This window comes from Stappia sp. ICDLI1TA098, assembly GCF_054880955.1.
In genome coordinates, this window is record NZ_JBTZBT010000003.1 from 202,711 (window position 1) to 222,114 (window position 19,404).

24 protein-coding genes are annotated in these 19,404 nt (G+C 67.9%); 12 read left to right on the forward strand and 12 right to left on the reverse strand.

What is annotated here, in order from left to right; all coding sequences use genetic code 11:
* The first annotated feature begins 18 nt into the window (after positions 1 to 18).
* Positions 19 to 702, forward strand: coding sequence for a thiol:disulfide interchange protein TlpA (tlpA, locus tag ACSLUQ_RS15950; protein ID WP_461809087.1), 684 nt, complete (start codon positions 19 to 21; stop codon positions 700 to 702).
* Positions 703 to 809: 107 nt separating this feature from the next.
* On the opposite strand, the gene ACSLUQ_RS15955 is transcribed toward tlpA, so the two are convergent.
* The 9 genes from ACSLUQ_RS15955 to ACSLUQ_RS15995 form a co-directional block, all read right to left on the reverse strand.
* On the reverse strand, positions 810 to 1,013 hold the full coding sequence (locus ACSLUQ_RS15955) for a hypothetical protein (RefSeq protein ID WP_417771522.1): 204 nt from the start codon (positions 1,011 to 1,013) through the stop codon (positions 810 to 812).
* 112 nt (positions 1,014 to 1,125) lie between these two features.
* Positions 1,126 to 2,007, reverse strand: a complete 882-nt coding sequence (locus ACSLUQ_RS15960; protein ID WP_417771712.1) for a 3-hydroxybutyryl-CoA dehydrogenase — start codon at positions 2,005 to 2,007, stop codon at positions 1,126 to 1,128.
* A 291-nt stretch (positions 2,008 to 2,298) separates the two neighbouring features.
* Positions 2,299 to 3,240 (reverse strand): electron transfer flavoprotein subunit alpha/FixB family protein, encoded by a 942-nt coding sequence (locus ACSLUQ_RS15965; RefSeq protein ID WP_461809088.1) that lies wholly within the window; start codon positions 3,238 to 3,240, stop codon positions 2,299 to 2,301.
* A 23-nt stretch (positions 3,241 to 3,263) separates the two neighbouring features.
* The gene (locus ACSLUQ_RS15970) at positions 3,264 to 4,013 is read right to left on the reverse strand and encodes an electron transfer flavoprotein subunit beta/FixA family protein (protein WP_417771520.1); all 750 of its coding nucleotides are present in this window, start codon (positions 4,011 to 4,013) and stop codon (positions 3,264 to 3,266) included.
* 230 nt (positions 4,014 to 4,243) lie between these two features.
* A complete protein-coding gene (locus tag ACSLUQ_RS15975; protein ID WP_417771519.1) occupies positions 4,244 to 4,936 on the reverse strand; it encodes a rhomboid family intramembrane serine protease in 693 nt (230 codons plus the stop codon).
* Positions 4,937 to 4,968: 32 nt separating this feature from the next.
* The gene (locus ACSLUQ_RS15980; RefSeq protein ID WP_417771518.1) at positions 4,969 to 5,541 is read right to left on the reverse strand and encodes a cob(I)yrinic acid a,c-diamide adenosyltransferase; all 573 of its coding nucleotides are present in this window, start codon (positions 5,539 to 5,541) and stop codon (positions 4,969 to 4,971) included.
* 19 nt (positions 5,542 to 5,560) lie between these two features.
* Positions 5,561 to 5,758 carry a twin transmembrane helix small protein gene (locus ACSLUQ_RS15985; protein WP_417771517.1) on the reverse strand — a complete coding sequence of 66 codons (198 nt, stop codon included), beginning with the start codon at positions 5,756 to 5,758 and terminating at the stop codon, positions 5,561 to 5,563.
* A gap of 69 nt (positions 5,759 to 5,827) precedes the next feature.
* Positions 5,828 to 6,715: an SDR family NAD(P)-dependent oxidoreductase gene (locus tag ACSLUQ_RS15990; protein WP_417771516.1), complete on the reverse strand. Its 888-nt coding sequence runs from the start codon at positions 6,713 to 6,715 to the stop codon at positions 5,828 to 5,830.
* 90 nt (positions 6,716 to 6,805) lie between these two features.
* Positions 6,806 to 8,050, reverse strand: a complete 1,245-nt coding sequence (locus ACSLUQ_RS15995) for a ubiquinone biosynthesis hydroxylase (protein ID WP_417771515.1) — start codon at positions 8,048 to 8,050, stop codon at positions 6,806 to 6,808.
* Positions 8,051 to 8,175: 125 nt separating this feature from the next.
* Here ACSLUQ_RS15995 and tesB point away from each other — a divergent pair, with 125 nt between their 5' ends.
* Entirely contained in the window at positions 8,176 to 9,048 is an 873-nt protein-coding gene (tesB, locus tag ACSLUQ_RS16000; RefSeq protein WP_417771514.1) for an acyl-CoA thioesterase II, read from the forward strand.
* A gap of 18 nt (positions 9,049 to 9,066) precedes the next feature.
* On the opposite strand, the gene ACSLUQ_RS16005 is transcribed toward tesB, so the two are convergent.
* The 3 genes from ACSLUQ_RS16005 to ACSLUQ_RS16015 all read right to left on the reverse strand — a co-directional run bounded on the left by ACSLUQ_RS16005 (position 9,067) and on the right by ACSLUQ_RS16015 (position 12,396).
* Positions 9,067 to 10,266: a CobW family GTP-binding protein gene (locus ACSLUQ_RS16005; RefSeq protein WP_461809261.1), complete on the reverse strand. Its 1,200-nt coding sequence runs from the start codon at positions 10,264 to 10,266 to the stop codon at positions 9,067 to 9,069.
* 58 nt (positions 10,267 to 10,324) lie between these two features.
* Entirely contained in the window at positions 10,325 to 11,755 is a 1,431-nt protein-coding gene (locus ACSLUQ_RS16010; protein WP_461809089.1) for a D-alanyl-D-alanine carboxypeptidase family protein, read from the reverse strand.
* 185 nt (positions 11,756 to 11,940) lie between these two features.
* Positions 11,941 to 12,396 carry a GatB/YqeY domain-containing protein gene (locus ACSLUQ_RS16015; protein WP_417771512.1) on the reverse strand — a complete coding sequence of 152 codons (456 nt, stop codon included), beginning with the start codon at positions 12,394 to 12,396 and terminating at the stop codon, positions 11,941 to 11,943.
* A 321-nt stretch (positions 12,397 to 12,717) separates the two neighbouring features.
* Between ACSLUQ_RS16015 and ACSLUQ_RS16020 the strand changes: the two genes are divergently transcribed.
* The 10 genes from ACSLUQ_RS16020 (at position 12,718) to ureG (ending at position 19,399) form a co-directional block, all read left to right on the forward strand.
* The gene (locus tag ACSLUQ_RS16020) at positions 12,718 to 13,575 is read left to right on the forward strand and encodes an urease accessory protein UreD (protein ID WP_417771511.1); all 858 of its coding nucleotides are present in this window, start codon (positions 12,718 to 12,720) and stop codon (positions 13,573 to 13,575) included.
* Positions 13,576 to 13,602: 27 nt separating this feature from the next.
* Positions 13,603 to 13,905: an urease subunit gamma gene (locus ACSLUQ_RS16025; protein ID WP_417771510.1), complete on the forward strand. Its 303-nt coding sequence runs from the start codon at positions 13,603 to 13,605 to the stop codon at positions 13,903 to 13,905.
* Between the two features lie 16 nt (positions 13,906 to 13,921).
* The gene (locus ACSLUQ_RS16030; RefSeq protein ID WP_417771509.1) at positions 13,922 to 14,227 is read left to right on the forward strand and encodes an urease subunit beta; all 306 of its coding nucleotides are present in this window, start codon (positions 13,922 to 13,924) and stop codon (positions 14,225 to 14,227) included.
* A 25-nt stretch (positions 14,228 to 14,252) separates the two neighbouring features.
* Complete coding sequence (locus ACSLUQ_RS16035) at positions 14,253 to 14,675, forward strand: lysozyme inhibitor LprI family protein (protein WP_417771508.1); 423 nt, start codon at positions 14,253 to 14,255, stop codon at positions 14,673 to 14,675.
* A gap of 37 nt (positions 14,676 to 14,712) precedes the next feature.
* Positions 14,713 to 16,425 (forward strand): urease subunit alpha, encoded by a 1,713-nt coding sequence (gene ureC / locus ACSLUQ_RS16040; protein WP_461809090.1) that lies wholly within the window; start codon positions 14,713 to 14,715, stop codon positions 16,423 to 16,425.
* A gap of 69 nt (positions 16,426 to 16,494) precedes the next feature.
* The gene (locus ACSLUQ_RS16045) at positions 16,495 to 17,106 is read left to right on the forward strand and encodes a glutathione S-transferase family protein (protein ID WP_461809091.1); all 612 of its coding nucleotides are present in this window, start codon (positions 16,495 to 16,497) and stop codon (positions 17,104 to 17,106) included.
* Positions 17,103 to 17,645: an urease accessory protein UreE gene (locus tag ACSLUQ_RS16050; protein ID WP_461809092.1), complete on the forward strand. Its 543-nt coding sequence runs from the start codon at positions 17,103 to 17,105 to the stop codon at positions 17,643 to 17,645. Before ACSLUQ_RS16045 ends, ACSLUQ_RS16050 begins: the two co-directional genes overlap by 4 nt.
* Positions 17,593 to 18,378: an urease accessory protein UreF gene (locus ACSLUQ_RS16055; RefSeq protein ID WP_461809093.1), complete on the forward strand. Its 786-nt coding sequence runs from the start codon at positions 17,593 to 17,595 to the stop codon at positions 18,376 to 18,378. Before ACSLUQ_RS16050 ends, ACSLUQ_RS16055 begins: the two co-directional genes overlap by 53 nt.
* On the forward strand, positions 18,375 to 18,776 hold the full coding sequence (locus tag ACSLUQ_RS16060) for a hypothetical protein (protein WP_461809094.1): 402 nt from the start codon (positions 18,375 to 18,377) through the stop codon (positions 18,774 to 18,776). Before ACSLUQ_RS16055 ends, ACSLUQ_RS16060 begins: the two co-directional genes overlap by 4 nt.
* Positions 18,773 to 19,399, forward strand: coding sequence for an urease accessory protein UreG (ureG, locus tag ACSLUQ_RS16065; protein WP_417771502.1), 627 nt, complete (start codon positions 18,773 to 18,775; stop codon positions 19,397 to 19,399). Before ACSLUQ_RS16060 ends, ureG begins: the two co-directional genes overlap by 4 nt.
* Positions 19,400 to 19,404 lie beyond the last annotated feature (5 nt).

The window sequence follows — 19,404 nt, forward strand, 5'->3', positions numbered from 1 at the left end:
GGACGGATACGTGACTAGATGACCAACGAAACGCAGCCACGGCCTCGCAGACGTCTCGCCCTTGCCGCACTGGCCGCCGCCGCGCTGGCGGCCGGATTGGGCGGGGTATACGTGATCGGCGGGGCAGATGGCAACACGAAGCAGGCGGCAAGCTGTCGGGGCGCGCTCGACATCGCCCGCGCCGTCGCCCCGATGGCGAAGGGCGAGCTTGCCGCTTTCCTGCCCGCCGAAAAGCCGATGTCGGTCGCCGACCTGACCTTCTCCGACGACGCCGGCCGAAAGATGAGCCTCGCCGACTTCTCCGGCAAGACCGTCCTGCTCAACCTCTGGGCCACCTGGTGCGCCCCCTGCCGCAAGGAAATGCCGGCGCTCGACCAGCTCGAGGCGGAGATGGGCAGCGACGATTTCGAAGTGGTCGCGGTCAGCGTCGACCAGAACGGCAACGAGAAGCCGAAGGCCTTCCTGAAGGAGATCGGCGTCGAGCACCTCGTCTTCCGCGCCGACCCGTCCATGAAGATCTTCCAGGACGTACGCGCGCGCGGCCGCGCGCCGGGCCTGCCGACGACGCTTCTGATCGACGGCAAGGGCTGCGAGATAGGCGCCGTGATGGGTCCGGCCGAATGGGCCTCGGGTGACGCCAAGGCGCTGATCCGCGCCGCGCTCGACGAAGGCCGCAAGACCGGGGCGTCCGGGGGAAGCTGAGCCGGCGGACGCACAGACAGCCGGCGAAATGAAAAGCGGCGCGGGGAGGCTCCTCGCGCCGTTCGCATGTTCTGATGTCGGGGCGGCCCCAAGCCGGGCCTGGACCCTCAGACGGAAACGTCGACCTTGCCGCCGATGCCCGCGCCCGCCGGCGCCTTGGCCGCCGTTGCGGCCGCGGCATCCGCATTCGCCTCGAGCATGGCGGCAATTCCCGCCTCGGCATTGGCGTTCTGCTTCATGAAGGTCGTGGTCAGGGCCATCTGTGTCTGGGACGTGGAGGCGCCGACCATTGCGGCAGCGACGTTGGACATGAGGCAGTCTCCCGACAAACGTGTGATCTTGCGCCCATTCTCGCCCGCCCCGCATTAACGGGCGGTTAAGAATGCCGACCACAGAGGCCCTGTCCGGCCCGGTCCCGCCTCATCAGCGGGTCGGAACCGGCGTTTCGCCACGGTAGTCGTAGAAGCCGCGCTGCGTCTTGCGACCGAGCCAGCCCGCCTCGACGTATTTCACCAACAGCGGGCACGGGCGGTACTTGGAATCGGCCAGCCCCTCGTAGAGCACCTGCATGATCGACAGGCAGGTGTCGAGGCCGATGAAATCGGCGAGTTGCAGCGGGCCCATCGGATGGTTCGCGCCAAGCCGCATGGCCGTGTCGATGGCTTCCACCGAGCCGACGCCTTCATACAGCGTGTAGATCGCCTCGTTGATCATCGGCAACAGGATGCGGTTGACCATGAAAGCCGGAAAATCCTCGGCCACGGCGGTCGTCTTGCCGAGCTTGCGGGTGAACGCCTTGGCAAGCTCGAAGGTCTCGTCCTCGGTGGCAATGCCGCGCACCAGCTCGACGAGCTCCATGATCGGCACCGGGTTCATGAAGTGAATGCCGATGAAACGCTCCGGCCGGTCGGTGGAGGCGGCGAGCCGCGTGATCGAGATCGACGAGGTGTTGGTGGCGAGGATCGCCTCCGGCTTCAGCAGCGGACAAAGCTGGCTGAAGATCTTGCGCTTGACCTGCTCGTTCTCGACGGCGGACTCGATCACCAGATCGGCGTCGCTCAGCTCTTCCATGGTGTTGGCGGCGACAAGGCGGTCGAGCGCCGCGCTGCGCACCTCTTCGGCGATCTGCCCCTTCGACACCTGGCGGGCCAGGTTGCCGTTGATCGAGGCGAGCCCCGACTGGATGCGATCGCGGGAAATGTCATGGAGAGCGACCTGAAAGCCGGCGACAGCGCAAACATGCGCGATGCCGCTGCCCATCTGGCCCGCACCGACCACACCGACTTTCTTGATCTCGATCACCATCATGCGTTCCGATTTCTTGTCGCGGGGGCGGAGCGCCCGCATCGCGGAGGTGTATTCATGGCAACTTAGCATGTCGCCCGCAAGAACCCAGGGTGCGGGCAAGGGCCTTGTCGCTTTGGCCGCTGCCCTGCCGCGTCTGCCCGGGAAGAGGCGAAAGCGGACGGGGGAACGGCAGCGCCCGCCACAAGGGGCGGGCCGGAAACGCCCGGCCCCGCGTCAGACGGCGGGACCGGGCAATGTTCATCGGGCGCAAACGGCGCGGCCGCACAGGCGGCGCGCCCGCCCGCGTCCTCAGCCCTTGGCGGCTTCGACGGCCGCCTTGAACTCCGGCAGGATGTCGAAGAGGTCGCCGACGAGGCCGTAGTCGGCCACCTGGAAGATCGGGGCCTCCTCGTCCTTGTTGATGGCGACGATCACCTTGGAGTCCTTCATGCCGGCGAGGTGCTGGATGGCACCGGAAATGCCGCAGGCGATGTAGAGATCGGGAGCAACCACCTTGCCGGTCTGGCCAACCTGCCAGTCGTTCGGAGCATAGCCCGCGTCGACGGCGGCACGGCTGGCGCCAACGGCGGCGCCAAGCGCATCGGCGACGGGAAGGATCACTTCCTCGAACTTCTCCTTGGAGCCGAGCGCGCGGCCGCCGGAGATGATCACCTTGGCCGAGCTCAGCTCCGGGCGGTCGGACTTGGAAAGCTCCTGGCCGACGAAGCTCGAGAGCTCCGAAGCCGTCGCCGTCGCATCCTCGATGGACGCCGAACCGGTCTCCTCGGCGGCCGCGAAGCTCGCGGTCCGAACCGTGACGACCTTCTTTGCGTCGGTCGACTTCACGGTCTGGATGGCATTGCCGGCATAGATCGGCCGCTCGAAGGTGTCCGCGTCGACGACGCCGATCACGTCCGAAAGCTGCATCACGTCGAGCAGCGCGGCAACCCGGGGCAGCACGTTCTTGCCGCTGGCCGTCGCCGGAGCGACGATGCCGTCGTAGCCATCGGCGAGCGACAGGATCAGGTCGGCAAGCGGCTCTGCGAGCTGCGCGGCAAGGCCGTCGCCATCGGCGAGGAGAACCTTGGTCGCACCGGCGAGCTTCGCCGCCTGCTCGGCGACCGCGCGGCAGTCCTTGCCAGCAACGAGCACATGAACGTCGCCGCCCATGGCCTGGGCCGCTGTCATCGCCTTGTGGGTCGCGTCGTTGAGCGATTTGTTGTCATGCTCGGCAACAAGAAGAATGGTCATCTTGTGTTTCTCCTTCCTGTTTTTTAGAGCACGCCGGCTTCGTTCTTGAGCTTGGAGACAAGCTCGGCGACGTCGGCGACCTTGACCCCGGCCGCGCGTGCCGGCGGCTCAACGGTCTTGAGCACCTCGAGACGCGGCGCGATGTCGACGCCGAAATCCTCGGGCGTCTTCTCGTCGATCGGCTTCTTCTTCGCCTTCATGATGTTGGGAAGCGAAGCATAGCGCGGCTCGTTGAGGCGCAGGTCCGTGGTCACCACGGCCGGCATCTTCAGGCTCACCGTCTGCAGGCCGCCATCGACCTCGCGGGTCACGTCGACCGTGCCCTCGCCAAGATCGACCTTCGAGGCGAAGGTGCCCTGGGCCCAGCCAAGCAGGGCGGCGAGCATCTGGCCGGTCTGATTGCAGTCGTCGTCGATCGCCTGCTTGCCGAGAATGACGAGGCCGGGCTCTTCCGCCTCGACGATCTGCTTCAGGATCTTGGCAACGGCCAGCGGCTCGGTCGTGGCATCGGTCTTGACCAGAATGCCGCGGTCGGCGCCCATCGCCAGTCCGGTGCGCAGGGTCTCCTGCGCCTGCTGCGGACCGACGGAGACGACGATGATCTCGTCGGCCTTTCCGGCCTCGCGCAGCCGGATGGCCTCCTCGACGGCGATCTCGTCGAACGGGTTCATCGACATCTTCACATTGGCGAGGTCGACGCCCGAGCCGTCGGCCTTGACCCGAACCTTGACGTTGTAGTCGATCACCCGCTTCACAGGCACCAGGATCTTCATCGGTTGTGCAACCTCCCGCTGGCGCGGCCGGGATATCGGCCGCCGGTCGTCATCGTGTCCTCGTCATGGTGTCGAGGTTCCCTTGGGGCACCCGAATTCGGCGAAATTCCGCCGATCTGGTATAGCGCGCCGGGACCGTACTGGCGCTGCCGAACCCTGTCAATGTCGCGTTGAAACTGCCGCGAAACGCGGCGGAATCCGCGCTTCGCGCGCCCGTTGCCGGCAAAGCGTCAAAGCCCCCGATCAAAAAGCGCGATGCCACGGCGGCGGAACGGCACGACCAGAGCCGCGCCGGCGAGCGCGCCCGCAACATGCGCCCACCATGCCACCTGACGGTCGCCGAGGCCCAGAGCCATGACGAGCTGGAACACGATCCAGGCGGCAAGCACCAGCGCCGCCGGAAGGCGCAGCGGCAACCGGCCGAAGGCCAGCACCCAGACGCGCACCCTGGGGTGCAGCACCAGATAGGCGCCGATCACGCCGGCGACCGCGCCGGACGCTCCGATCAGCGGCACGATGGACGCGGGGTCGAGCGCCGCATGGGCGAAGCCGGCCGCCGCCGCGCACAGAAGGTAGAAGACGAGAAAGCGCAGATGCCCCATCGCGTCCTCGACATTGTCGCCGAACACCCACAGGAACAGCATGTTGCCGCCGAGATGAAGCCAGCTGCCGTGCAGGAACGCATAGGTGACCAGCGAAGCGCCCTCGGGAAGCACCGCGAGCTGCGGCGCCAGCTCGCGCGTTTCGAACAGCACCGCCGGCACCAGCCCGAGCGACAGGGCCGCCGCCTGCATCGCCGGCTGCCACAGACCGCCGCCCTGGATCAGCACGAAGACCGCCACATTGAGCGCGATGAGCCCCCATGTGACAAATTGTCGCCGCACGTGCCGCAACGGATTGTGATCGTAGAGCGGGATGAACATGCGCTTGGCTCCGCGTCCGCGCCGGGAGCCCCCTAGCGGTTCTTGCCCGGGACCCAGAGCACGTCGGCCGCGCCCTTGTCGTTGGCATGACGGGCGGCGACGAAGAAGAAATCCGACAGCCGGTTCATGTAGATCAGCGCCTGGCGGTTGACCGGCTCGCGCTCGGCAAGCTCCGTCATCAGCCGCTCCGCCCGGCGCGACACGGTCCGCGCGAGGTGAAGATAGGCGGCAGCCGGCGAGCCGCCTGGCAGCACGAAGGACCGCAGCGGCGAGAGATCGGCGTTCATCCGGTCGATCTCCGCCTCGATGGCGCTCACCTGCGCCTCGGTGACGCGCAGCGGCGGATAGGCAGGGTTCTCGCTTTCGGGCGTCGCGAGATCGGCGCCGAGATCGAAAAGATCGTTCTGGATGCGCGCCAGCGCCATGTCGAGATCCGGGGCTGCCTCAGCCGTGGCGAGCCTGGCGAGACCGACGACGGAATTGGTCTCGTCGACCGTACCGTAGGCCTCGATCCTGAGATCGTGTTTCGGCCTGCGGTCGCCCGAGGCGAGCGCCGTGGTGCCGGCGTCTCCGGTCTTTGTGTAGATCTTGTTCAGAACAACCATATCACGTCCTCCGGCTGGATCAGGGCTTCGAGCCGGACAGATAGAGCACGCTCATGACGATGACGATGGCCAGGAACTGCAGAACGACGCGCCAGCGCATCAGGTTCTGCGAGCGCGACGAAGGGCCGCCGCGCATCATGTTCCAAAGCCCCATCAGGAGCACGAGCGCCACCGCCGCGAGCGCGAAGGGGATAGCCCCTCTCAGGATTTCAGCCATTTCCGATCCTTCCCGTCTGTCCGTTCCGCCGCGCCCGGGCCTCTTCGGCGGAGGCGCGCGCGGGTGTCGTCATTCTTCGCCGCGCGCCGCGCGCAGCAGCATCCTGTCGAGCATGCGCGCGCTCAGCACCCGCTTCGCCGCCGCCATCACGATGGTCGGCACGGTCACCCGGTAGCGCAGCTTCGGCCGTGATGCCTCCACCGCGTGAACCAGTTGGCGCACCACCGCGCCGGCCGGCAGTTTGAAGGGCGAGGGCTCGCCGGAGCGCATCCGCTCCAGCCGCTTCTCATAGCTGGCGCGAAACGGCGAGGCAGCCATTCCCGCGTCGCCGATCACCCGTTCGAAATTGGCCAGCGCATTCTCGGTGAAACGTGTGGCGATCGGGCCGGGCTCGATCAGCGAAACCGCGATGCCGGTGCCCGCGAGCTCGTTGCGAAGCGTGTCGCTATAGCCTTCGAGCGCGAATTTCGAGGCGTTGTAGGCGCCGCGATACGGCATGCCGATGAAACCGAGGATCGAGGAGCACTGCACGATCCGCCCCGTCCCTTGCGCCCGCATTGCCGGGATGACGGCGCGCGTCAGCGTGTGCCAGCCGAAGAAATTCGCCTCGAACAGATCGCGCAGGGCGGTCGTCGGCATGTCCTCGAGCGCCCCCGGCACGGCATGGGCGCCATTGTTGAAGAGCGCGTCGAGCCGCCCGCCGGTGCGCGACAGAACCTCCGCCGCCGCCGCCGCGATGCTGGCCTCGTCCGCATAGTCGAGACGCAGACTTTCGAAGCCCTGGTCGAGAAGCCGCTCCACATCCTCCTGCCTGCGGGCGGTGGCGAAGACACGCCAGTCGCGACCGCGCAGGGTGTGGGCCGCCGCCGCCCCGATGCCGGAAGAGCAGCCGGTGATCAGGATGACCCGCTGCCGCCGATCGCCGTCTGCCGGCTGGTCAGGCTGTGTAACGGCCATCGATGCGATCTTTCCCTTCCCCGGTGTTCGACACTCCCTCGTTCCTAAAGCAAATCAGGCCCGCGTTGAATCACCTTCTCGCACGAACCCTCAGATCGGGTCGCCGACGAGCAACCGGGGCGCCGGGCCCTCTAGGCCGGCGGCCTGGCGGATGAACATGCGCTTGAGCGAGGGCATCCGGTCGACCAGGCCGAGGCCGATGTCGCGCACCGCCCGCACCACATCCAGATCGTTCGAAAACAGGCGGTTCAACACATCGGTGACGGCCCCCATGCGCCAGGCGTCGAAGCGCCTCCAGCGCTGGTAGCGCTCCAGCACGTCGAGCGCGCCGATGTCCTCGCCCAGCCGCCGCGCCTCCACGATCACCTCGGCAAGCGCCGCGACATCCTTGAACCCCATGTTGAGCCCCTGCCCGGCAATCGGGTGAATGCCGTGGGCGGCATCGCCAGCGAGCGCAAAGCGCGGGCGCACGAAATCGCGGGCAAGCGTCAGGCCGAGCGGGAAGGCGTGGCGCGGCCCCTCCAGCTCGATCTTGCCGAGATGGTGGCCAAAGCGGCGTTCAAGCTCGAGCTCGAAGGTGAAATCATCACCCTTGACCAGCTTGTCCGCCTCGACCCGGCGCTCCGACCAGACCAGCGAGGAACGGTTGCCGACCAGCGGCAGGATCGCGAAGGGACCGGAGGGGAGGAAGTGCTCCTCCGCCCGTCCGTTGTGCGGCCGCTCATGGCGCACGGTGGTGACGATGCCCGACTGGTCGTACTCCCAGCGCACCGTGCCGATGCCGGCAAGGTCGCGCAGACGCGACTTGACGCCGTCTGCGGCGACCAGCAGGCGCGCCTGGCGCGTCGCGCCCGATCCGAGGCGGATCTCGACGCCGGCGCCGGCAACCGAGAAGCCGGCGACGCTGTCGGGCGCGATGTGCTCGACGCCGATCTCCGCGCCGCGCCGCGCCAGCGCCGCGACCATTTTGCCGTTCGGAACCATGTGGGCGAAGGGCTCTCCCGCCTCCACCGCGCCGTCGAAGGTGAGAAACACCGGGCGCACGGCGTCGCGCAGGCGCGAATCGGTGACGATCATCTCGGTCATCGGCTGGGCATGCGGCAGGATCTCCTGCCAGACGCCGAGCTGGTCGAGCATCCGGCAGGCGGCCGCGGCGATCGCCGAGGCGCGCGGGTCCTTCTCAAGGCTTTCCACCGGCCGCAGGTCGACGACGGCAACCGACATCGCCGGATCCGCCTGCTTGAGTGCCAGGGCAAGCGACAGGCCGACATAGCCGCCACCGGCGACGAGGACGTCCAGGGACCGGTCCCCTTTCGGGGTCTGTTTCGCGCTCATGCGAGCCTCCTTGCGCCCGGCTGAAGGGCTTTCGACGCCACACCGTCCGTTCGGACGGCCTTGACTTTCCGCTCCGGCGAAACACACGTTCCGGAAACCCGTTTCCGCCGAAGAGGACCCTCCGGATGCGTTCTGCCGTCGATGACCTGCTCTCGATACTCGATCTGGAGCCGCTGGAACACAATCTCTTCCGCGGCATGAGCCCGCAGGTCGGCTGGCAACGCGTGTTCGGCGGCCAGGTCATCGGCCAGGCGCTGGTCGCCGCCTCGCGCACCGTGCCGGAAGACCGCTTCGTGCATTCGCTCCATGCCTATTTCCTGCGCCCCGGCGATCCGGCGGTGCCGATCATCTACGAAGTCGACCGTATCCGCGACGGCGGCAGCTTCACAACGCGGCGTGTCGTCGCCATCCAGCATGGCAAGCCGATCTACTCCATGTCCGCCTCCTTCCAGCTGATGGAGGCCGGCCTCGAGCACCAGTCGACCATGCCGGACGTGCCGATGCCGGAGGACCTGCCGAGCGAAGCGGAGCTGAAGGAGAAATTCCTGGCGCACGCCCCCGAGCCGGTGCGCCGCTACTGGCAGCGCGACCGGCCCATCGAGCTGAGGCCGGTCGACCTCGACCACTATTTCAGCCGCAAGAAGCTGACGCCGGCGCAAAACGTCTGGGTCCGCGCCAGCGCCGCCCTGCCCGACGATCCGCGCATCCATTCCTGCGTGCTCGCCTATGCCTCCGACATGACCCTGCTCGACACCTCGCTGTTCGCCCATGGCACCAGCGTGTTCGATCCGGAGCTGCAGGTGGCGAGCATCGACCACGCCATGTGGTTCCACCGCCCGTTCCGCGCCGACGACTGGCTGCTCTACGCCGAGGACAGCCCCTCCAGCTCCGGCGGACGCGGCTTCACCCGTGGCGGCCTCTATTCCCGCGACGGCCAGCTCGTCGCCTCGGTTGCCCAGGAGGGGCTCATCCGCGTGCGCGACCGCAAAGCGGAGTGACCCGCCGCGCCGCGATGCTCAGCCGAAGCGACCGCTGAAGCCCGTGATCGCCAGCGGATTGCCGGACAGCGCCGCCGCGTCCGGCGTGTCCGTCGCGACATTGCCGACGAAAGCGTCGAAAAGCCTGCGCACGAAGCCCTCCGGCAGGTCGCGGGTGATGAACACGAGCCGGGTGCGGTGGTCACCGTCCGGCCAGGCCGGCAGCCTCACCGGCGGATGAAAGACATGCTGCACCCCGTGCAGCACCACCGGCCGCTCCGGGTCCTCGGCAATCCGCACGATGCCCTTCATCCGCAACAGCTTCGGCCCGTGCGCCGAACGCAGCAGGTCGAGGAACATCTCCAGCCCGGCCGCCGGCATCGCCCGCTCGGAGGTCAGCGAGAAGGCGCGAATGCCATCGCCGTGCCGGTTGACGTCGTGATGGTGATGACCGCCGCCATCCCCGTGGGAATGATCATGGTCGTGGTCGTGGTCGTGATGATGATGTCGGTGCTTGTCCTCATAGGCCTCGGCATTGAGCCAGCGCGCCACATCGGACGTCTTTGTCGCCGGATCGTAGAGGCCGGTACCGATCAGCTCCGCCACCGTTGCTTCGCCTTTCGCCGCAAAAAGGATCGGGGCGCCCGGGTTGAGTGCCGCGATCCGGCGGCGCAGCGGCGAGGACGGGTCGTTGGCCGCCGCCCCCTCGGCAAGGTCCGTCTTGGTCAGCACGATGCGGTCGGCCACCGCCACCTGCTTCACCGCCTCTTGCTGCGCGTCCAGGGTCGCCTCGCCATTGACCGCATCCACCAGCGTCACCACCCCGTCGAGCCGGTAGCGCATGACCAGATAGGGGTGCTGCATGACCGTGTGCAGGACCGGCGCGGGATCGGCGAGCCCGGTGGTCTCGATCACCACCCGCGACAGGCGTTCGGTGCGGCCATTGTCGAGCCGCCGCAGCAGGTCCTCCAGCGTCGTCACCAGATCGCCGCGGATGGTGCAGCACAGGCACCCGGAGGACAGTTCGACGATGCCCTCCGCGCCACCCTCGACGAAGAGATGGTCGAGACCGACCTCGCCGAACTCGTTGATGATCACAGCGGCGTCGGCAAGCGCCGGATCTCCCAGCAGCCGGTTGAGCAGCGTTGTCTTGCCGGCTCCCAGGAAGCCGGTGATGACGGTCAGCGGGATCGGCGGCTTCGGCTGGCGCGCAGGCGCGGGCGCGGGCGCCGGGGCGATATCGGTCACGACAGGTCCTTTCTCGCCCGAAGGCGATCTCTGTGACGCAGGACTGGGATCAGGGGCGCGGCGCGGCCAGGGGCCGCGGCACGAGAACGAGCGGCTTGCCGCGGAAGATCGCGCCGGGCGCTGCCTGGCCGGCGGCGGTGCCATGCTCGACGCTCCGGCGAATGCCCCCCGCGCCGGAAACCGCGGCGGAGGCCTCGATCAGCGCCGGCTTTGACTGGGGCATCGGCGCGCCGGGGATCGGAACGCCGACGGCGACAGCCGCCGCAGCGACGCCGGCCGCGATCTTTGGCGAATTCGCATCGGCAGGCACACCGAGCGACACGCGCAGCGGCTCGTCGACGCGCTGGCGCGGGCCGATCACCTCGTCCATTACCTTGGCCCAGTCGGTCTTGCCGCCGGCGGTCTGGGGAACCTCGTCGTCCTCGGCATCGGCGGCAGGCTGCGAAATGCCCTGCAGAGCAGGCGGGCGCGAGATGCCGCCGCCCACGAAGGCGAGCACCGAACCGCCGGATTTCCTATTGCCATAGGCGGCCAGGAGTTCCTCGGCCGTCGGCCGGGGATTGCGCTTGCAGTAGCCGTCGGGCGGCGGCCCGCCGGACACGCCGGTCAGCTGCTCCACCGAGCGGCCGCCGCGCTTGTCGAACCCGTCGTCGATGAGCTCGCGCGCCTTCGCCGCCCGCTCCACGCCCGAGGCGGCGCCGAGCACGACCGCAAGCACCGTGCGCCCGCCGCGCGTCGCGGAGACGACGACGTTGAGCCCGGAGTTGCAGACATACCCCGTCTTCATGCCGTTGGCGCCAGGCACCCGGGCGAGAAACTCCCGGTTCGCCGACTTCAGCACCTTGTTGCCGACCCGGATGCCCGCAACCTGGAAGTAATGGCGATGCTCGGGAAACTCGCGCCACAGGGTGCGCGCCAGAAGCGCCAGATCGCGCGCGGAGGAAATCTGGCCCGGGTCGGGCAACCCGTGCGGATTGACGAAATGGGTCGCCGACATGCCGAGCCGGCGCGCCTCCGCGTTCATCAGCTCGATGAAGGCCGGCTCGCTGCCGCCGACGGATTCGGCGATCGAGACCGCAACGTCATTGGCCGACTTGACGATGACCATCTTCAGCGCGCTGTCGAGCGTCAGCCGGGTGCCCGGCTTGAAGCCCATCTTGCTCGGCGGCATGGCGTGCGCATTGGCGCTGACGGTGACCACGGACCGGGCGCTCGCCCGTCCCTCGCGCATCGCCTTGAAGGTGACATAGGCGGTCATCAGCTTGGTGATCGAGGCCGGATACCACTGCCGACGCGCTGCTTTCTGCGAAATGACGCCGCCAGACTCCATGTCGACGACGATCCACGACGCCACCTCGGCACGCGCGCCGGGGCCCGGGAGCGCCGCGACCGCAAAACCGGCCAGCGCAAGCAGCATGAAAAACCCACGCAGGCGATGCCTGCCGGGCAGAATAGAACGGGCCATAGCGTTGATCTGCACGCCCAATCCTCCGGACGACGGGTCGAGGCGGGCCGCAGCGCAACCCCGCCTCATGCGGGACGTCGGTCGCACGGATCGATCCACGACACGACGCTCCCTTTGAATTCTCGCCCCTATCTAGCCGAAACCGGGGACGAATTGCAAAATCCGCGCAAGAAAATTCCGTTGCGGAAGATCGTTGCCGCTCAGGCGGAAAGCCGTGCCTTAACCTTCGCGCTCGCCATCTTCATGTCCATGGTGGCGGCGTGGCGCGCCTGCAGCGCGGCCATCACCTTGCCCATGTCCTTCATGCTGCCGGCCTCGAGCTCGGCGATGACGGTGCCGACCGTCGCATCGATCTCCGCCTCGCTCATCTGCGCCGGCAGGAAGCCCTCGATGAGCGCGACCTCGGCCTTCTCGCCCTCGGCAAGATCGGCGCGCCCGTTCTGTTCGTAGAGCACGATCGAATCCTGAAGCTGTTTCACCATCTTCTTCAGGACCTCGATGACGAGCGCGTCGTCGTCGGTCCGCGCCTCGCCGCCACGCAACTCGATCTCGCGGTTCTTGAGCGCCGACTGGACGAGACGCAGCGTGGAAACCGTCTTGGCGTCCTTCGCCTTCATGGCGGCAACGAGGGCGGACTTGATGTCGTCGCGGATCATCGGGGGAACTCCTGGAACGCTGGCACGGGGTCATTGGAAGAGGCCTCGCCCCATGTCGTCATCCGCGACCGGATGCACAAGGCGAGCGTCGTCCGGCATTTAGACGCAGGAGCGACGACTTTGCAAAGAAGACCGCACGGCCGTGCCCCGTCTTCTTCGCCCTCGTCTTGTGCATTTGCCCATTTCCTGGGCATGACGCCAGCCCTTCCCCCGGCGCATCGCCCCTTTCCCTGCTCCCTCCGGCACGCCCCGCAAGACTTCCCGCAAACTGGCCCCGCTCTTGCTAACACCGAGCCATACGAAGCAAGAAAGCCGAGCCCCATGCCCGCCGACCCCGCCCTGATGCACTCGACCAGCCCTCCGGCCCTGCAACGGGTGCGCGGCGCAGCCCGCGTCCGCTTCGTCCAGCGCGCCGAGGCGACGCGGCTCGCCGACCTCGAGCAGAGCGGCTCGGCCAAGATCCGGCTTCCCAAGACGCATGACGGCGTCCCCGTCGCCGTCTTTCTCAACACCGCAGGCGGCCTCACCGGCGGTGACCAGCTCGACTTCGACGCCGAGGTCGGCGACGGCGCCCGCGCGATCGTCACCACCCAGGCGGCCGAGCGGGTCTACAAAAGCCCCCATGGCGCCGCGACCCTGGACAGCCGCCTGCGCGCCGGGGATGGCGCATGCCTGGAGTGGCTGCCGCAGGAAACAATCCTCTTCGACCGCGCCGAACTGACCCGTTCCTTCTCCGCCGACCTTGCCCCGAACGCCGCCCTGCTGGCGGTGGAAAGCGTCGTCGTCGGACGCGAGGCAATGGGCGAGAGCGTCCATGCGCTGTCCTTTCGCGACCGCTGGCGCATCCGGCGCGACGGCCGGCTCGTGTTCGCCGACGAGGCCCGCATTTCCGGCGACGCGACCGACATTCTTTCCGGCCCGGCAACGGCCGCAGGCGGGCGCGCATTCGCCACCGTCATCGACTGCCGGCCGGGAGCGCCGGACGACCTTGGCAAGGCGCGCGCACTGCTCGACGGCCTGCGCGGCTCGGGCACGGCCTTTCGCTGCGGCGTCAGCGCGCTCACCGACTGTCTTGTCCTGCGCTTCGTCGCCGAGACCGGGCAGGACATGCGCGAGGGGCTTGTCGCCTTTCTCGAGACATGGCGCGGCACGGCGCTGCCCCGCACCTGGTACTGCTGAGCGCATGCCCGAAACAGGACGGACCACATGAAACTGACGCCACGCGAAAAGGACAAGCTGATCGTCGCCATGGCCGCAGAGGTGGCGCGCAAGCGCCTGGCGCGCGGGGTCAAGCTCAACTACCCGGAGGCCATCGCGCTGATCACGGACTTCGTCGTGGAAGGCGCGCGCGACGGTCGCACGGTCGCCGAGATGATGACCGCCGGCGCCACGGTGATCTCCCGCGACCAGGTGATGGAGGGCGTCGCCGAGATGATCCACGACGTCCAGGTCGAGGCGACCTTTCCCGACGGCACCAAGCTCGTCACCGTTCACGAACCGATCCGCTGACAGACGGAGGGCAACCATGATCCCGGGTGAAATCCTGCCCGCCGAGGGCGATATCGAGCTGAATGCCGGCCGCCGCATGCTGGAGATCGAGGTCGCCAACACCGGTGACCGCCCGGTGCAGGTCGGCTCGCACTATCACTTCGCCGAGACCAATCCGGCGCTGGCCTTCGACCGGACGGCCGCGCGCGGCATGCGCCTCGACATTCCCGCAGGAACGGCAATCCGCTTCGAGCCGGGACAAACCCGAAAAATCACGCTCGTCCCCTATGTCGGGGATCGCGCGGTCTACGGTTTCAATGGCAAGGTGATGGGGTCTCTCTGACACCACCACACAAGGCAGTTCGAAAATGACCCGCATTTCCTTCGCCACGCTGGCTCTCGCCGGCTTGTCCCTCTTCGTTTCGCTGCCCGCCTCCGCCGCGCAGCCCGATGTGGATTGCAACGATCCGCAAGTGCAGATGGAAATGACCTATTGCGCCGAGCAGGAATGGCAGGCGGCCGACAAGGATCTCAACGCAGCCTACGGCGAGGCGATGAAGACCATGCGCGGCCTCGACGCCAACCAGAGCGCCGACATGAAGGGCGCGGAAAAGGCGCTGAAGGAGGCCCAGCACGCCTGGATCGCCTATCGCGACAAGGCCTGCGCCGCCTACGGCTATCTCGCCCACGGCGGCACGATGGAGCCCATGCTGATCTACCAGTGCAATGCCGACCTGACCACGCAGCGCACGGAAGAACTGGAACAACTGGCCGCCGGCCTCGGTAACTGATCCGGGCCCGGCCGCTCTCGCTTTCGCCGGAGGGGACATGGCTTACAAACTGTCGCGCGCCGCCTATGCGGATATGTTCGGCCCCACCACGGGGGACCGGGTACGCCTTGCCGACACCGAGCTCTTCATCGAGGTGGAGCGCGACTTCACGCTCTACGGCGAGGAGGTGAAATTCGGCGGCGGCAAGGTGATCCGCGACGGCATGGGCCAGTCCCAGCGCACCCGCGCGCAAGGCGCCGTCGACACGGTCATCACCAACGCGCTGATCGTCGACCACACCGGCATCTACAAGGCCGACATCGGGCTCAGGGACGGACGCATCGCCGCCATCGGCAAGGCGGGCAATCCGGACATCCAGCCCGGTGTCGACATCATCATCGGACCGGGCACGGAAGCAATCGCCGCCGAGGGCAAGATCGTCACCGCCGGCATGCTCGACGTGCACATCCACTTCATCTGCCCGCAGCAGATCGACGAGGCGCTGACCTCCGGCGTGACCACCATGCTCGGCGGCGGCACCGGGCCGGCAACAGGCACCAACGCCACCACCTGCACCCCCGGCCCCTGGCACATCGAACGCATGCTGCAGGCGGCGGAAGCCTTTCCGATGAACCTCGCCTTCGCCGGAAAGGGCAACGCCGCCCTGCCGGCGGCGCTCGAGGAGCAGATCCTGGCCGGCGCCTGCAGCCTCAAGCTGCATGAGGACTGGGGCACCACGCCGGCGGCCATCGACTGCTGCCTGGCGGTCGCCGACGCCCACGACGTGCAGGTGATGATCCACACCGACACGCTCAACGAAAGCGGTTTCGTCGAGAACACCACCGCCGCCTTCAAGGGCCGCACCATCCACGCCTTCCACACCGAGGGCGCCGGCGGTGGCCACGCCCCCGACATCATCAAGCTGTGCGGCGAGGCGAACGTCATCCCGTCGTCCACCAATCCGACGCGGCCCTATACGGTGAACACCATCGACGAGCATCTCGACATGCTGATGGTTTGCCACCACCTCGACCCGTCGATCCCCGAGGACGTGGCCTTCGCCGAGAGCCGCATCCGCCGCGAGACCATCGCCGCCGAGGACATCCTCCACGATATTGGCGCGTTCTCGATCATCGCCTCCGACAGCCAGGCCATGGGCCGGGTCGGCGAGGTCGGCATCCGCACCTTCCAGACCGCCCACAAGATGAAGGTGCAGCGCGGCCGCCTGAAGGAGGAGACCGGCGAGAACGACAATCTGCGGGTTCGCCGCTACATCGCCAAGGTGACGATCAACCCCGCGATCGCCCACGGGCTTTCACGCCACATCGGCTCGGTCGAGGTCGGCAAGCTCGCCGATCTGGTGATCTGGGATCCCGCCTTCTTTGGCGTGAAGCCGGATCTCGTCCTCAAGCTCGGCACCATCGCCACCGCGCCGATGGGCGACCCCAATGCCTCGATCCCGACGCCGCAACCGGTGCACTACCGGCCGATGTTCGGCGCGTTCGGCCGGTCGATGACCGCCTCCAGCGTCACCTTCGTGTCGCAGGCCGCCTATGACGCCGGCATCAAGCAGCGGCTTGGCCTCGACCGGCTGGTGCTTCCGGTCGAGAACACCCGCGACGGCATCTCCAAGGCCTCCATGGTGCTCAACAACGCCACCCCCGCGATCGAGGTCGATCCGGAGACCTACGAAGTGCGTGCCGACGGCGAACTGATCACCTGCGAGCCGGCCGAAGTGCTGCCGATGGCCCAGCGCTATTTCCTGTTCTAGGATTGCCTGGCCGCCCCGGCGAAGACCGGCGGAGGGCGCTGTCCCGCCGCCTGGATGGGAGATGACGACATGTACACCGTATTCGGATTTCCGCGCACGCGGACGATGCGCGTGATCTGGATGCTCGAGGAACTGGGGGCCGCCTACGAGTTGGTGCCCTCCATGCCGCAAAGCGCCGAGATCCGCGAGATGAGCCCGCTCGGCAAGGTGCCGCTGCTGCAGGACGGCTCCGTCGTGCTGCGCGATTCCGTCGCCATCTGTCAGTATCTCGCCGACAAGCACGGCAAGCTGACCCATCCCGCCGGAACGCTCGAGCGCGCCCGCCAGGACGGCTTCACCCAGTTCGTGATCGACGAGATCGACGGCGCGCTGTGGACCGCCGCCAAGAACACGTTCGCCAACCCGCCCGACCGTCGCGCGCCCGAGGTCAAGCGCGTCTGCATGGCGGAGTTCGCCATCGCCCTCGACCGGCTCGCCCAGATGCTCGACGGTCAGCCCTATCTTATGGGCCACACCTTCACCCTGCCCGACCTGCTTGTCGGACATTGCGCCGGCTGGGCCGAGGCTGCCCGCTTCCCGTTGCCCGACAGCGGCCCGGTTGCCGACTACATCGCCCGCACCCGCGCGCGTCCGGCCTTCGCAGCAGCGGCGAAGCGGGCGCAGGAAGCGGCCCCGGCATGATCGCGGTGGCGGAAATCCTGCCGGCGGGAAGCTGGGAGAGCGCGCCCGACGACAGCGTCGTGCTCGACCGCGAGGACCGACACCGCCGCCGCGCGGTGCTCGACTGTGCCGGAGGAACGCGGGTGCTGCTCGACCTGCCAAAGGCCGTGCAGCTGCGCCACGGCGATGGCTTGCGCCTCCAGGACGGGCGCATCGTCGCCATTCTGGCGGCCGCCGAGGACCTCGTCGAGATCGAGGCGACCAGTGCCGACGCGCTGCTGCGCATAGCCTGGCACCTGGGAAACCGTCACCTGCCGACCCAACTCGTCCCCGGCGCCATCCGCATCCGCCGCGACCACGTCATCGAGGACATGGTCGAACGTCTCGGCGGCGGAATGACGCCGCTCGTCGCCCCCTTCGACCCCGAAGGCGGCGCCTATGGCCACGGCACGGTGCGGGGACACGACCACAGTCACGATCACACGCACGACCACAAGGGTCACGGGCATGGCCATGCCCACACCCATGGTTCCGCAGGCCATGACGGCGGCGAAAGCTGACGCGATGACCGTCCGTTTCGCCCCGCCCGAGGAAGCGCTCTACCTGCTGCTCGCATGGCTGTCGCCATCGTTCCCGGTCGGCGCCTACACCTACAGCCACGGGCTCGAATGGGCGGTCGAGGACGGCGCCGTCACGGACGCGGCAAGCCTGAACGCCTGGCTCGACGACGTGCTGTGCCACGGAGCTGGCCGCTCGGACGCGATCCTCCTCGCCCGGGGCATGGAGGCGGCCAGCGCTGCCGACGAGGAGACCTTTCGCGGCCTTCTCGACCTGGCGCTGGCGCTTCAGCCCTCGCAGGAGCGCCGTCTGGAGACGGGCGCGCAGGGCGATGCCTTCATCACCGCGATCCGTGCCGCCTGGATGCCGGAGTGCGGCTCGGCCGCTGCCCTGTTCGACCGGCTGACGACGGGAGGCGCGGCGATCCCGCGCGGCGGCTGGGCCTATCCGCTCGCCCTGGCGCTGGCCGCCAGCGCCTGGCGCCTGCCGGTCGCGGCCACGGTCGGCGCCTATCTGCATGCCTTCGTGGCGAACCTCGTTTCCGCCGCGATCCGCGCCGTCCCGCTCGGCCAGAGCGACGGGCAGCGGGTGATGAACCGGCTGCGTGCGACCACGCAGGCACTGAGCGCGGAGGCGATTGCCGCGCCGCTCGACGAGATCGGCGGCTGCGCCTTCATCTCCGACATTGCCTCCATGCGCCATGAAACCCAGTACACGCGGCTGTTCCGCTCATGAGCCACTTGCCGGCATTGGGCCTGCGCCAGCCACGCGGCCAATGGATCGCAACCCCGGCCGACGCGCGCTCGGCTCAGATCCTTGGCGTCGAGGCCTGCGCGGTGCTGCGCGACTTTCGGGACGGAAAATGGTCCTGGCGAGGGACGCCGACGCTCACCGACGAAGCCTTGACCTCGGGCGCTGGCGCCTGGTGGATGCTGCCGCGCCACGAGGTGTGGCGTTCACTGCTCAAGCCCGGCTCCGCCGTCGCCTTGCGCTGGGCCACAAACGCGACAGCGGACGCGCCGAGCGGGTCCGTGGGGGCATGGATCGGACTGTTCCAGCTCGGATCGATCATGCTCGCCCCCGACCGGATACATCTTACCCTGACGGATCGGATAGCGGAGATACCCCAATGACCTCACCGAACGGTCCCTTGCGCGTTGGCATCGGCGGCCCCGTCGGCTCCGGCAAGACGGCGCTGATGGATGCGCTGTGCAAGCGGTTGCGCGACGATTTCGAGATCGCCGCCATCACCAACGACATCTACACCAAGGAGGATGCGGAATTCCTCACGCGCTCGGGCGCGCTGGAGGCCGAACGCATCCGCGGCGTCGAGACCGGCGGCTGCCCGCACACGGCGATCCGCGAGGATGCCTCGATCAATCTCGCCGCCATCGCCGATCTGGAAGCCGCCTTTCCCGCGCTCGACCTGATCCTGATCGAATCCGGCGGCGACAATCTCGCCGCCACCTTCTCGCCCGAGCTCGCGGACCTGACGATCTACGTCATCGACGTTTCCGCCGGAGACAAGATCCCGCGCAAGGGCGGCCCCGGGATCACCCGCTCCGACCTTCTCGTCATCAACAAGACGGATCTGGCGCCGCTGGTCGGCGCGTCGCTGGAGGTGATGGACCGGGACTCGCGCCTGATGCGCAAGGAGCGGCCCTTCGTCTTCACCAACGTCAAGGAAGGAACCGGGGTCGAGGATGTGCTCGAGTTCATCATCTCGCGGGGCGGGCTGAGGAAGGCCGCCGCCTGATCTGG

Coding starts and splice junctions, on each gene's coding strand:
- tlpA (WP_461809087.1), top strand. CDS start 19: ATGACCAACGAAACGCAGCCACGGCCTCGCAGACGTCTCGCCCTTGCC.
- ACSLUQ_RS15955 (WP_417771522.1), bottom strand. CDS start 1,013: ATGTCCAACGTCGCTGCCGCAATGGTCGGCGCCTCCACGTCCCAGACA.
- ACSLUQ_RS15960 (WP_417771712.1), bottom strand. CDS start 2,007: ATGGTGATCGAGATCAAGAAAGTCGGTGTGGTCGGTGCGGGCCAGATG.
- ACSLUQ_RS15965 (WP_461809088.1), bottom strand. CDS start 3,240: ATGACCATTCTTCTTGTTGCCGAGCATGACAACAAATCGCTCAACGAC.
- ACSLUQ_RS15970 (WP_417771520.1), bottom strand. CDS start 4,013: ATGAAGATCCTGGTGCCTGTGAAGCGGGTGATCGACTACAACGTCAAG.
- ACSLUQ_RS15975 (WP_417771519.1), bottom strand. CDS start 4,936: ATGTTCATCCCGCTCTACGATCACAATCCGTTGCGGCACGTGCGGCGA.
- ACSLUQ_RS15980 (WP_417771518.1), bottom strand. CDS start 5,541: ATGGTTGTTCTGAACAAGATCTACACAAAGACCGGAGACGCCGGCACC.
- ACSLUQ_RS15985 (WP_417771517.1), bottom strand. CDS start 5,758: ATGGCTGAAATCCTGAGAGGGGCTATCCCCTTCGCGCTCGCGGCGGTG.
- ACSLUQ_RS15990 (WP_417771516.1), bottom strand. CDS start 6,715: ATGGCCGTTACACAGCCTGACCAGCCGGCAGACGGCGATCGGCGGCAG.
- ACSLUQ_RS15995 (WP_417771515.1), bottom strand. CDS start 8,050: ATGAGCGCGAAACAGACCCCGAAAGGGGACCGGTCCCTGGACGTCCTC.
- tesB (WP_417771514.1), top strand. CDS start 8,176: ATGCGTTCTGCCGTCGATGACCTGCTCTCGATACTCGATCTGGAGCCG.
- ACSLUQ_RS16015 (WP_417771512.1), bottom strand. CDS start 12,396: ATGATCCGCGACGACATCAAGTCCGCCCTCGTTGCCGCCATGAAGGCG.
- ACSLUQ_RS16020 (WP_417771511.1), top strand. CDS start 12,718: ATGCCCGCCGACCCCGCCCTGATGCACTCGACCAGCCCTCCGGCCCTG.
- ACSLUQ_RS16025 (WP_417771510.1), top strand. CDS start 13,603: ATGAAACTGACGCCACGCGAAAAGGACAAGCTGATCGTCGCCATGGCC.
- ACSLUQ_RS16030 (WP_417771509.1), top strand. CDS start 13,922: ATGATCCCGGGTGAAATCCTGCCCGCCGAGGGCGATATCGAGCTGAAT.
- ACSLUQ_RS16035 (WP_417771508.1), top strand. CDS start 14,253: ATGACCCGCATTTCCTTCGCCACGCTGGCTCTCGCCGGCTTGTCCCTC.
- ureC (WP_461809090.1), top strand. CDS start 14,713: ATGGCTTACAAACTGTCGCGCGCCGCCTATGCGGATATGTTCGGCCCC.
- ACSLUQ_RS16045 (WP_461809091.1), top strand. CDS start 16,495: ATGTACACCGTATTCGGATTTCCGCGCACGCGGACGATGCGCGTGATC.
- ACSLUQ_RS16050 (WP_461809092.1), top strand. CDS start 17,103: ATGATCGCGGTGGCGGAAATCCTGCCGGCGGGAAGCTGGGAGAGCGCG.
- ACSLUQ_RS16055 (WP_461809093.1), top strand. CDS start 17,593: ATGGCCATGCCCACACCCATGGTTCCGCAGGCCATGACGGCGGCGAAA.
- ACSLUQ_RS16060 (WP_461809094.1), top strand. CDS start 18,375: ATGAGCCACTTGCCGGCATTGGGCCTGCGCCAGCCACGCGGCCAATGG.
- ureG (WP_417771502.1), top strand. CDS start 18,773: ATGACCTCACCGAACGGTCCCTTGCGCGTTGGCATCGGCGGCCCCGTC.